The 12,671-nt window shown below is 38.7% G+C and carries 10 protein-coding genes; 8 read left to right on the top strand and 2 right to left on the bottom strand.

Annotated elements, in window-relative coordinates:
- Window positions 1-33: 33 nt before the first annotated feature.
- Window positions 34-1,437 carry a dicarboxylate/amino acid:cation symporter gene (locus tag IGJ46_RS11450; protein WP_256356961.1) on the bottom strand — a complete coding sequence of 468 codons (1,404 nt, stop codon included), beginning with the start codon at window positions 1,435-1,437 and terminating at the stop codon, window positions 34-36.
- A gap of 332 nt (window positions 1,438-1,769) precedes the next feature.
- Between IGJ46_RS11450 and gst the strand changes: the two genes are divergently transcribed.
- The 8 genes from gst (at window position 1,770) to IGJ46_RS11410 (ending at window position 11,174) form a co-directional block, all read left to right on the top strand.
- The gene (gene gst / locus IGJ46_RS11445) at window positions 1,770-2,279 is read left to right on the top strand and encodes a DinB family glutathione transferase (protein ID WP_002361063.1); all 510 of its coding nucleotides are present in this window, start codon (window positions 1,770-1,772) and stop codon (window positions 2,277-2,279) included.
- A gap of 138 nt (window positions 2,280-2,417) precedes the next feature.
- Complete coding sequence (locus IGJ46_RS11440; protein WP_002383292.1) at window positions 2,418-2,882, top strand: RNA polymerase sigma factor; 465 nt, start codon at window positions 2,418-2,420, stop codon at window positions 2,880-2,882.
- A gap of 2 nt (window positions 2,883-2,884) precedes the next feature.
- Window positions 2,885-3,811, top strand: coding sequence for an anti-sigma factor (locus IGJ46_RS11435; protein ID WP_116593239.1), 927 nt, complete (start codon window positions 2,885-2,887; stop codon window positions 3,809-3,811).
- Between the two features lie 151 nt (window positions 3,812-3,962).
- Window positions 3,963-5,744, top strand: coding sequence for a DNA-binding protein (locus IGJ46_RS11430; RefSeq protein ID WP_218391284.1), 1,782 nt, complete (start codon window positions 3,963-3,965; stop codon window positions 5,742-5,744).
- A 111-nt stretch (window positions 5,745-5,855) separates the two neighbouring features.
- Window positions 5,856-6,596, top strand: coding sequence for a tRNA pseudouridine(38-40) synthase TruA (truA, locus tag IGJ46_RS11425; protein WP_002355033.1), 741 nt, complete (start codon window positions 5,856-5,858; stop codon window positions 6,594-6,596).
- 101 nt (window positions 6,597-6,697) lie between these two features.
- A complete protein-coding gene (locus tag IGJ46_RS11420; RefSeq protein ID WP_002355036.1) occupies window positions 6,698-7,081 on the top strand; it encodes a potassium channel family protein in 384 nt (127 codons plus the stop codon).
- Between the two features lie 128 nt (window positions 7,082-7,209).
- Complete coding sequence (sstT, locus tag IGJ46_RS11415; protein WP_002355037.1) at window positions 7,210-8,472, top strand: serine/threonine transporter SstT; 1,263 nt, start codon at window positions 7,210-7,212, stop codon at window positions 8,470-8,472.
- A 149-nt stretch (window positions 8,473-8,621) separates the two neighbouring features.
- Window positions 8,622-11,174 carry a cation-transporting P-type ATPase gene (locus IGJ46_RS11410; protein WP_002394013.1) on the top strand — a complete coding sequence of 851 codons (2,553 nt, stop codon included), beginning with the start codon at window positions 8,622-8,624 and terminating at the stop codon, window positions 11,172-11,174.
- A gap of 5 nt (window positions 11,175-11,179) precedes the next feature.
- On the opposite strand, the gene IGJ46_RS11405 is transcribed toward IGJ46_RS11410, so the two are convergent.
- The gene (locus tag IGJ46_RS11405; protein WP_218391584.1) at window positions 11,180-12,619 is read right to left on the bottom strand and encodes a helix-turn-helix domain-containing protein; all 1,440 of its coding nucleotides are present in this window, start codon (window positions 12,617-12,619) and stop codon (window positions 11,180-11,182) included.
- Between the last annotated feature and the right edge of the window lie 52 nt (window positions 12,620-12,671).

Below are 12,671 nucleotides of genomic sequence, written 5' to 3'. Positions count from 1 at the left end.
GACTTCCATACAAGAAGTCTGCTTTTTCATTAATTACTCCGCTTCCGCATTTTGCAAGTCAGCGACATCAGTCAGATAAGTGGCTTCATCCAACAAATCTTCCGAATGTGCGACATAAATCGCAGTGGCGCTATCACCAACCACGTTTAGGCTAGTAACGAGCATTTCGATTGGACGATTAATGGCTAAAATCAATGAATACGTCGCAATCGCAATCTCATTGTTATAGTTTAAACCAGTTAAAATAGTGAAAAGGATAATTCCGCCAGCGCCAGGTGCCGCCGGTGTACCAATAGATGACATTAAAGCTAAAATGGCAATCAAGGCAATATTAGCTGGTGTCACTTCATAACCAGCTACGCCCGCCACAAAAATAGCCGCAATTACTTGCATAATCGCTGTGCCGTTCATATTAATAGTCATTCCTAACGGCAAGACAAAGGCGGCAACATCGCTGTCGACACCTAACTCTTCAACCGTTGTTTTTGTATTTAACGGTAAAGTGGCTGCCGAAGAAGAAGTAGAAAATCCAAAGACCACAACTTTCATAATCTTTTTAATAAAAGGAACAGGATTTAATTTTGTCGCAAATAAGATAAATAATGGGTAACCGATCATCAAAAAGGCTAAGAGCGTCGCTGTCGTTGTTACGACGTAGACTAACGCTGGTTTTAAATAATCAATCCCGTAAGAAGCAAACGTCCGAACTAACAACATAAAGACGGCGATAGGAGCAAATTTAGTAATTACAAAGGTTAAAAATAACGTGACCATCGCATTGACTTCTTCAATTAATTTTTTGAAAATACGAATTTTATCTCCTAATGCATTAATACATAAACCAGTAATCACTGCCAACACAACAACGGCTAAAATCGCACCATTGTCGCTAAATGCAGAACCGATATTTTTCGTGACAGCATTGACAATCACCATTAATGGGTTGCCGCTCGTACTTACTTCGATAGGAGCTAGCGTTTCAGATAACGACACATTAAAAGCACCAGTTAAATATACGCTATAGCCCACAATTCCAGCCGTTAATAGCGCAATCAGTGACATCGATAAAAAGCCAAAAATTGTTTTATAAGAAATTCGTCCTAATTTTTGCGTATCGGTAATATGACAAATGGCTAAAGTAATTGAAGTAAAGACCATCGGCACAATCACTAATTGTAGGCCGTTGATAAATAGTTGACCAATAATATAGAAAAGCCCAATCGCAGATTGTCCTTTTTCAAGATCTGAAATATCTTGGAAAAGAATCTGATTGATTGTCTGCCACACAGCGCCTTGATTGCTGCGAATAAGGTGCTCTCTTAAAAATAAAAAGCCGAGCCCAACGATTAACCCTCCCACCAATGAAATCACCATTTTTTTGGTAAATGAGATACCTTTCACTTCACGTTTTTTCTTTTCCACTTTGTTGCCTCCCAAATAAATTGATTAAGCACCGCGCAAAAAAAGCCTTGCACACAAAAAAAGGGCAAGACATCTCGTATCATTCACTATACAAAAATACAGAATTTTACAGAACTTTGCCTTGTTAGCCTCTCGGACTATCTTAAAGGTACTTTTCCACATACTAAGGGAAACTACGAGAATTGTCAATTCTTTTTTACTTAGGGGGGTGTTATTTTTGAAGAAAGAAAGTGATCTTTACCCTTTCCGCAGATACCGCAGCCAAAAAAGAACTACAACGGATTCTTTTGCAGTATAATAGAAAATAGAAACGAAAGAACAGGCACCAACACAAAGGAGGTATTTTTATGAAAGTCACTCAACTTTCTAGTGAAACCCTTGACCGAGCGCATGAACGTTTTGAAGAAACACTTGCGCAAATGACCGTTGCCGAAGCAAACACGATGCCCGCTCCATTAATCAAGTCTGTTACTTGGCTGATGTGGCACACAGCCAGAGAATTAGACCTACAAATTTCCGCACTTAATCATAGTGAGCCGTTATGGCTTAGCCAACACTGGACAGAAAAATTTGCCTTGGATTTGCCAGATGAGACAGAAGACTGGCATCACACACCAGAAGAAGCGGCGAAAGTCGTGGTGGCAGAAAAGCAATTGCTTAGTGACTATTTGGCTGCTAGTGTGGCACTTACCAAAAGCTATTTAGACCAAATCAAAGAAGAACAATTGTCAGACGTGATTGATAAAAATTGGACCCCGCCGGTGACTAGACAAGTCCGTTTAGTTTCAGCGATTGATGATGCAGTGATGCATTCTGGGCAAGCCGTTTATACACGAAGATTAGTCATTGGAAAATGATAAATAAGCAAAAACAAAAATGCTTCTGCCTAAGCAGGAGTATTTTTTATTGAGAGAAAAAATACATAAAAATAATGAACGAAGGACTGTCCACTTTTTCCCTAGTTGAAACGTTGTATAAGTGAAAGGAGAAATCAGATGAAAAAGGAGGCAAATTTTGACGAAGTACTATTTTCTTTGGGGCAAGAAGTCATCCAAGTCTTGATTCGCCGAGGAGCAAGTCTTGAAGATGCACAAGATGCAGTGTCGCAAACGTATACAACGATTTTTTCAATATTACCTGAAATTACATCAGAAAATCTACGCCCGTGGTTTTTCCGAGTAACATTTAATTACTACATTACGATGTATCGAAAAAAGAAACGAGAACGCACTTTTGTGGCAAACAGTCATCCTGTGCAATCAATAGAAAAAATGGAAGGGCAAGAGTTATTATTATTGATCGATTCCTTAAAAGATGAGGAACAAGAACTATTGCTTTTGAAATATTATTATCAATTATCGTATGCCGAGATTGCGTTGATTTTAGAATTATCTGTTGAAAATGTTCGCAAAAAATTGTATCGCACACGTCAAAAACTAAAAAAAGAACTGGAGGAATAGAAGTGGATTTAAAAAAAAGTATTCGTAAAGCGAAAAGAAAACAATTTATCGTGATTGGTGCAATAACCGTTGTTAGTTTTGCCGTATTGTTTGTCGGTTTTTTTGTGGGAATGGATAAACTTTCGACGAAAAACTATCATACCCTACTAGAAGTAATTAATGATCAAGAAATGATTGCTTCACCAAACACTCAATTAGATTCCCAAGTAATTGCTAATAGTTCGCCTTTTGGGGGCGAAGTTGTGACCAATCGTTCAAAAAATATTGATGGTTACACGGTGGAGTGGAGTAATTTACGTAGCAGATATAGCTTTTTCAGAAATTCGATTGACTGGAATGAAGTCTATCCTGGTAGCTATTATTCTTCTAAGAATTTTTATGAATACAACCGACAAACCAAGCAGAAAGTAGCATCTTTTTATAACCCAGCGATTACCAATTACTATGGTGGTATCAAAAACGAATTAAGTGAATTAGATAAAATGGAAAACCAAGTAGCGGAAGTGGCGATTTCTTTTGATAAACCTTATCCATATGAAGAAGTCCGCAAAATGTTACCGAGCAATGTCAACTTAGTTTGGCTCTATGTTTACTCCGAAACGGCTAATGAAGCAGAAGGTCCTTCTGGTACGCTGCCTTATGGTTTTCAATTAAGCATGGACGATCACAACGAAATATTTGATCCTGAAAACGACAAGCAACACTTTTTTGAAACCTTAGAAAAATCCCCCTTGTTTGCTGACAACCAAGAAGGCCAAAAGTTTATCCAACAAAATAAAAATAAAAAAGTCGAAAAATTACCTATTTGGGGAGTCATGCTCACCGGACAAACTAAAAATTTCAAAGCCTTACAAAATGAACCTTTTGTTCGTGGGGCTTCAATTGGCGTGACCGCACCTATCGTTCCTTATATTCAGCCAGAGAAATAAACGTTTTTCAGAACTCTAAGCCTTCCGACTGATTTTGCTTCAACGATATTGTCAGTAAAAATAGAAAACGTTATAATAGAATGGATCACAGGAAGTGCTTCTACAATGCGTGGGAGCACTTTTTTTACTTATCTATGAGGAGGGCAAGTGAATGTTTTTTAATTTTATTGGGTTAACGTTATTTTTTGGTATCGGGATCTTAGTTGCGAATGGCGCCAAAATTGTAGCGAATAAAGGGAAAAAGAGTAAGGGGACCATTCTATTAATGGCGATTGAATTGCTCTTGTTAGGTATCTTTTTATTTGTGACTTTGCCAAGTAAAAATCTTTCAACCGTGTTATGGATTAATCTGATTGGCGCAGTGATTGCTAGTGGGGTGTTATTAAGTACACGCTTAGCTAGTAAAGTCGAAGTTCCTGGTATCCAAAAGGGCCGCAAAGAAGTAGGAAAGAATACCAACAAAACGGCTAACAAAGACTGGTCTGGCAAAATTTTGGGTGTTGCCGTTTTGGCAATGATTTTGTTGACCATTGTCAGTAGTATTACCAGAATTTCTTCTATTGATGAAATTTATCAAACGATTCCTTTAAAAACGGAAGAAAAAGCTGAAGTTTTAACTTCGGCGAAAGAAACACCTATTGCGATTGCACCACAAACGGCGAAACGAAAAATGTTACAGAAATTTTCTGTCATTCCCAATTCCAATATGTTTACTTTGGATGGTATAACGGCACAAGTTGTCAATGGCGAGTATGTTTATGTAGCAACAGTCGAATTTAATGGCTTCTTTAAATGGCTAAAACTGGGGGAAGTACCTGGCTATTTCATCATTAGTGCGACAGATATCAACGCACAGCCAGAATTTGTAGAAAAACCAATTGTTTATACTCCTTCAGCTTACTTTGGCAAAGATGCCGCACGAAAAATTTATTCCGCTTATCCAGGTTATGCAGCAACTGGCACAATCAATTTAGAGCTGGACGACCAAGGGAATCCTTACTATATTCAAACGCTTTACAAAGAGTATGGGGTTTCTGGTCGCATGCACTATAATGAATTTAAAACGGCGGTATTAAATGCTACAACAGGAGAAGTTAAAGTTTATGACAGTAAAAAAGCCCCAAGTTTCGTTGATGCGCCGATTACTAGTTCAGCGGCGAATAGCTTAAATGAATTCTTTGGTCGTTACAGTCAAGGCTGGTGGAACCAGACAATGTTTGGTGCCAAAAAAGATGTTAAAATTCCAACTGAAAATGGTATTTATGCATCAGGACAAATTACGCCGATGATGAACAAGGAAGGGAACCAGTTGCTTTATTTTACGGACTTTACAAGTAGTGAAAAAGACCAAGATTCCGCTTTAGGTTACTCCTTAATCAATGCCCGAACAGGTCAAGTTACGTATTATCGTGATACTAAAGTCGGCATTATGGATAGTGATGGCGCCATTTCTATCGCCTCAAAAATTTATCCAGAAAAGAAATGGAAAGCTAGTATGCCAGTCCTTTATAACATTGATGGCGTGCCAACGTGGATTGTTTCGTTAATGGACAGTAAAGGGATTTTCAAAAAATATGTCTATATAAATGCTGTAGATAATGATATTGTAATTGATGCAGACACGGCACAAGGCGCACTAGACGCTTATCGAATTGAGTTAGTAACCAAAGGAAGTAACAATGAAAATACAGACAAAGCCAACTTGAAAACGATGCAAGGTAAAGTAGCTCGTGTCTCAGTAGTAGCTGGGGAAGCGCAAACGGTAGTTTCATTTTTACTAGAAGATGAAAAAACCATTTTTAGCGTAACGACTAATAACAGTCCGCTGGCGCTATTCTTAAAAGAGGGCGACCAAGTGACATTTAAAGCCGTAGTGACTGAAAATGCTAAAGCAGCGAATGTTGAAGAATTGAAAATTGCAGGATTAAACTAAATAAAACACCTCTTTTCTATAGAAAAGAGGTGTTTTATTCTTGGAAAAGAAGAAAAATCCACTTATTTCTGCTATGATAAGAGAGAAAAAGAATACGAAGGAGCTTCGCCCATGCGCAACATAAAATTAACCATTGAATACGATGGTAAAAGATACTCAGGTTGGCAACGACTAGGTAATTCAGAGAAAACGATTCAAGGGAAAATTGAAAGTATTTTAACACAAATGACGGGTGAACCGATTGAAATTATTGGCTCAGGCAGAACGGATGCCGGCACACATGCACGTGGTCAAGTAGCGAATTTTAAAACGACTAGTTCACTAACAACAACCGAAATGTTATCCTTTTTAAATCGATATTTACCTGGCGATATTGTTGTTAAAGAAGTTACAGAAATGCCTGAACGTTTTCATGCACGGTATAACGCCACAGGCAAACAATACAGCTACTATGTTTGGAATAGCCCAATTCCTAATGCCTTTGAACGGTATCATAGTTTTCACTTTCCCAAAGCGTTGGATCAAGAAAAAATGGAACAAGCTTGCCAAAAATTAATAGGGACCCATGATTTTATTGGTTTTTCAGCATTGAAAAAAACCAAAAAATCGACTACTCGAACGATTGAAAAGATTACGATTGAAAGAAACGGCGAAATGTTACAGTTCACTTTTGTGGGCAATGGTTTCTTGCATAAAATGGTCCGCATCCTCGTTGGGACACTTTTAGAAATTGGTGCAGGCACCAAAGAATTAGCGATAATTGATGAATTGTTCGCAACAAAAGTCCGAGAAGGCGCAGGTGAAACGGCTCCTGCACAAGGGTTGTTTTTAGATGAAGTGTATTATAAATAACAAAAAATAAATTTTCTTTAACCACACCAATTAAAAAGTTGAACTTCATCTAAAAAGTGCTAACGTTAAGAAGAGATTAACAATAGAAAGAGGTCATTTTTTTGCTATCTTTACTTATTTCTGTCAAAAAATTATTTTCATCTTTTTTAGGTATCTTAAAAAAAGAAGACACTCGTGCCTTGTTCTTTTTACTGGCAACCACGTTGTTGAGTGGGACTATTTTTTATTCAACAGTGGAAAAATTGTCGCCATTAGATTCGTTATATTTAAGTTTCATGACGTTAACCACGATTGGTTATGGAGATGTGCATCCAGTTACTGACTTGGGAAAAATTTTCACCATGGTTTATGCTACAGTAGGCTTGGGGATTATGGCTATGTTTATTTCGGTCGTAGCAAAATCCTACTTGTATTCTAAACAAAGTCATCACCACCATCACCATAAAAACAAAGAACATTCAGCGGAAAAGTCTTCAGAAAAATAGACGAAATTGATGAGTTGACCAAGTGTTTCTCGAAAAATGAAAGTTTTTTGAGAAACACTCTTTTTTTATCTTAATAATTATGGTAGTATGTCCCAAACTGTATTTTATTTTAAAGGAGCGTGAAGTGAATGGTCAAAGCGATTCGGAAATTATCGTTAATTCAAAAAATCATGATAGGGATTGTGATTGGAACCACCTTGGGTTTCTTGGTGCCAGAATGGACCTTCATCAGCGTTCTTGGTGAATTGTTTGTGGGCGCCTTAAAAGCAATTGCGCCGATTTTAGTTTTTGTTTTAATTATTGCGTCGCTAGCCCAACAAAAGGCTGGGGCGAAAACATATGTTGGATCAATTTTAGTTGTGTATCTGTTAGCGACATTTTTGGCAGCTGTTGTTGCCGTGACGGCAAGCTATCTGTTTCCCGTTAAGATTGTCTTGGAGGCGGCGCAGGAAGCGCAAGCAGCCCCAACGCAACTTAGTGATGTTTTAAGTAATGTGTTAACAAGCGTTGTCCAAAATCCGATTCAAGCGATGATTGAAGGCAATTATTTATCTGTTTTATTTTGGTCCTCATTAATCGGTATTGGGTTACGTCAAAGTTCGGTCGCTACCAAGGATGTGATTGCCAATCTTTCAACAGGGATTACCACGGTCGTTCAAATGATTATCGGCATTGCGCCAATTGGAATTCTAGGTTTGGTGTTTCATTCGGTGGCAACAACAGGCATTGCAGGGTTAGCCAAGTATGGTCAGTTACTATTATTGTTAATTGGTACGATGGCCGTGGTTGCTTTAGTCGTTTATCCAGCGATTGTTTTTTGGAATATTCGGCAAAATCCGTATCCGTTAGTCTTTTTTGTATTAAAGGAAAGTGCGATTCCCGCATTCTTTACACGCAGTTCTGCGGCCAATATTCCCATTAATATGGAATTGGCGAAAGCAATGGATTTAAATGAAGAATCTTATGCGGTCTCTATTCCGCTGGGCGCAACGATTAATATGGGCGGCGCAGCCATTACGATTACCATTATGACATTGGCGGCAGTCCACACATTAGGCATGTCCGTGCCAATCTATTTAGCATTATTGTTGAGTATCATCGCCGCTGTTTCTGCTTGTGGGGCTTCAGGAATTGCTGGTGGTTCCTTGTTGTTAATTCCGCTTGCATGTAGTTTGTTTGGCATTTCCAATGACATTGCCATGCAAGTCGTCGGCGTTGGCTTTATCGTCGGCGTAGTCCAAGATTCCATTGAAACAGCGTTGAACTCTTCTAGTGACTTGTTGTTTACCACCTCAGTTGAGTTAGCAGACCGACGTAAAAATGGTGAAATTATTGATGTCAAAGCGTTAATTGGCAAAAGTCAATTGGTGGTCGAACAAGAAAATATTTAAAAGAAAGGAACAACCCGCTAAAATGCGGGTTGTTCCTTTCTTTAATAATCTCGGCCCCATTTTTTTCAGGGGCCACTGAAATTATCGACCATTTTGTGAAGAAAATCCTCTCTATAATAAAGGTATCAAGTAAATAGGAGGTACACGAAATGAAATGGTATCAACTTTCCTCAACAAAAGTAATCGAGCAGAATAAGACGAAGCAAACGGGTCTTTCTAGTGAAGAACGTCAGCAACGTTTACAAACGAATGGTCCAAATAAAATTGAAGAAAAACAACAACTGAAAACATGGCAAAAGCTAGCCAAACATTTTACAGATTTACTAATGGTGGTCTTACTCGCTGCCGCAATTCTAAAATTTGCCACAGGCGAAGTGGTCGAAGGAAGTATCATTTTTCTAGTGGTACTTGTCAATGGCTTTGTCGGTTATTGGCAAGAGCGTAAAGCAGAAGAATCATTAGACGGCCTGAAACAGATGATGGGCCAAGAGGCAGTCGTTCTAATTGATGGACAAAAAACAACCGTTTCTTCTGAAACATTGGTTCTAGGAGATGTAGTCACGTTACAAGCTGGCGATGTAGTCCCAGCAGATTTGCGCTTATTTGATGTTCATAATCTGATGATTGAAGAATCAATTTTGACAGGCGAATCAGAAGCCGTGGGGAAAATTACCGGTTCCTTGAATGAGGAATTGCCAACAGGCGATCAAAAGAATTTGGCTTTTTCAGGAACACTTGTCCAAGCAGGTTCGGCCTTAGGTGTTGTAGTAGAAACAGGAGATTCCACTGAAGTTGGAAAAATTAATCACGCGTTGCAGTCAGTAGATCAAAAAACAACGCCGCTCGTACGGAAAATGCACCAATTAAACAAGCAAATTTTCCAAGGGATTATGGTCTTGATCTTGTTCCTGATTTTCTTTACCACTTTTCGTCATGGCATGGAATGGAGCCTCTTATTTTCTGCGATGATTGCATTAATTGTAGCAATGATTCCAGAAGGCTTACCTGCTGTGTTAACGATGATTTTATCGATGGGTGTTCATGAGATGGCTAGAGAAAATGCGATTATTAAAGGCATGCCTTCCGTTGAAACATTAGGCTCAATGACAGTTATCTGTTCAGATAAAACAGGAACGCTAACTAAAAATGAAATGACGGTAATGGATGTAGTGACTGAAGAAATGACCATTGTCAAAGAGATTATGGCCAACTGTCAAGAATTGAAATTACAAGACCAACAAAAAATCGCCGACTTGCAGGGGAATCCTACCGAGTTAGCTTTACTACAATATGTTGATCAGGATCAACTGTCTTTACGCCCTGTAGAAAAGAAAATTCCGTTTAGTTCAAGTTATAAATACATGGCCACTCGCCATCCGCAAGCAGAAGGTTCAATTATTTATGTCAAAGGTGCGCCAGAAGTATTGTTACAACTTTCTACGTTATCTGATAATCAAAAAGATGCTTGGCAAGCACAAGCTGCGCAATTAGCGCAAAAAGGACAACGGGTATTAGGTTTCGCTTATAAGACAGTTACGTCACAACAGGAACTGACACATGAAACATTGTCAGGATTGACGTTTGCTGGACTGGCAGGCATCATCGATCCGCCAAAAAAAAGTGCCATTCAAGCCGTCAAAGAATCTCAAGAAGCAGGTATTTCCGTCAAAATGATTACCGGAGACCATAAAGATACAGCGCAAGCCATTGGCGAGCAGGTTGGTTTAAAGCATACGAAAAAAGTCCTTGAAGGATTAGAAATTGATGTTATGTCAGATGAAGAATTAGCTCAGCACGTTCAAAAAGTCGATGTATTTGCACGAACGACGCCAGAACATAAATTACGAATTGTCACGGCGTTACAAAACAATGGCGAAATTGTCGGAATGACCGGCGATGGTGTAAACGATGCGCCAGCACTAAAGAAAGCCGATGTCGGAATTGCCATGGGAATTAAAGGAAGTGAAGTAACCAAACAAGCCGCAGATATGGTTTTGGCAGATGATAATTTCCATACGATTGCTAAGGCCGTGAAAGAAGGACGCCGCATTTTTGATAACTTGAAAAAGACGATTACTTTCTTCTTGCCAACTTCTTTGGCACAAGGTTTAATTGTTGTCTGGGCGCTTTTAATGAATCATCCTCTACCGTTGACACCTGTCCAGATATTATGGGTAAACATGGTAACTACGATTACTTTGTCTTATGCATTAGGTTTTGAAAAAGCGAGTGCTGATACCATGAAACGACCACCAAGAGATGTCAACGAAGGCATTTTAACAAAGTACAGTATTTTTAGAATCGTCTATGTGTCGGTACTCATTATGGTACCAGGTTACCTTATGGCATTACAATTTGAGGGCCAAGCCTTACAGCAAACGTTCCTCTTACAAAGTATCGTCTTAGCGCAAGCAGCGTATATGATCAACTGTCGTAAGTTGGTTGATCCGTCGTTAAGCACAGGCTTTTTCCAAAATAAAGTGTTGTTTGCTTCATTAGGAATCCTCTTTTTACTACAAGCGCTAGTAGTTTACTGGCCAGTAGCGCAGCAATTAATTGGCACAACTTCTTTAAATGGCCTTCAATTAGCAATGATTTTCGTCCATGTTGTGAGTCTGTTTTTCCTTGTTGAAGGGGAAAAATATATAACCAAACGATTCATGACGAAAGAAAGCCAAAAAACTAGCGAATGTCCTCGCTAGTTCCTTTAAAAATAAGAATGAAGAGTGAGCTCTGCTAGTCGGCGGAGTTCATTTTTTGTTGGAATTAAAGAGAGATAAAAGACAGGAAGATCAAGATGATCCAAGGGGAAATTGGAAATAATTATGTCGGCTTCATTTAACGTCAACTGGCTTAGTTCCACATATTCAATAGCTTGTAATTTCACACGAGTACCTAAATAAGCAGCTAATTCTTGTTGTAAAAAAGCTTTCCAAGCAGGTTCCCCTTGAAAGAGGGAATAGGCAGTCATCGTTTGCGCCTGAATAGAATAACTGGCTTGTTTTTCTAACAAAGAAGCCAAACTAAGAAAATAAGTTGGTTCTTCAATCGTGGTGTAGCGAGATAAAATCTCCAAAAGTTCTTGGTTGCTCTTTGATAACGCAAGGTCCTCCGCGGCTTGTTCAGTCATTAATTCTTGATATTCCAATTGAAATTGCTCAGAAAGTGTTGGGGACTCGGTATATTTAATGAATAACAATAACAGATTATCCAATAAATTTGTTTGGATTAAATCAGGCCGGGCTTCTTCAGTGGACAAATTAGTGACAAACTGTTGTAACGACTTTCGCAGCTGACTGTAATGAGTGTGGAGCGCAGAAGCCAACGTTTCGCCATAGACATTATCGTAATTCCAACTTTCTAAGAAACAAAAGAAGGCGAAAAAACTTTCTTCTCCTTGCAAATAGATGCCTTCAGAAGCATAAAGTTTTGCCAAGGACGGTTGATAAAGTTGAAACAAGACATCTTTTGAGTCAAAAGAAAATTGACTCACTCGGCAATTGGCTTTGTTGCGAATCGTGTTAATAAAAAACCAACAAGCGCCAAAAATTTCTTCCGTTTCCACCGTCAACTCACTATTGTAAACTTGTTTCAAAAATTGAAAATAATGCTCCTCATGAATAGAATAATCGTCAAAAAAATAATTATTATGAGTAAAAGGCACCAACAAGCGATGATAAAAAATCCGAATATTGCTTTCTGCCCCGATTAGCTGAATGGTCGTTGTGGTTAATTGAATCGTTAAATGAAAATCACGTAAGGCCTGATTCATTTTTTTGATATGTCGCTTCAAAGTTTCATAAGAAACACCACTAGTGCTCAAAAAAGAAGTTGTCACTAACTCTTTCGTAAATAGTAGCTCTTTTAATAGTTGAATACTAATGGATTGAGGTAAAAATAATGACCAAAGCTCATTGGTTTGCGCATTCCCCTGATTGCGTAACCGAATACCACTGCTATCGGTTTCAATGGACCAGTCGGCGGGTAATTGACTGCGAATATACTGTAAATCCGAAAAAACGGTTCGCTCTGTTGTTTGGATTTGCGCGGCTAAACGCTTGGCTGTCAGCTGGGGAACATTTAACAACTGTTCCAACAAACGAATTTGCCGAAGCAAATCTTTTTCCGTTATCACACGTTTTAACATGGAGTACATGGCAAAACCTCCTTTTGCTTAAGAATACGGATAAAAAGGGGAT

Source organism: Enterococcus sp. AZ120 (assembly GCF_050546165.1).
Taxonomy (GTDB): domain Bacteria; phylum Bacillota; class Bacilli; order Lactobacillales; family Enterococcaceae; genus Enterococcus; species Enterococcus faecalis.
The sequence above is the reverse complement of the archived record's forward strand: the minus strand, read 5'-3'. Positions and strand labels throughout refer to the sequence as shown.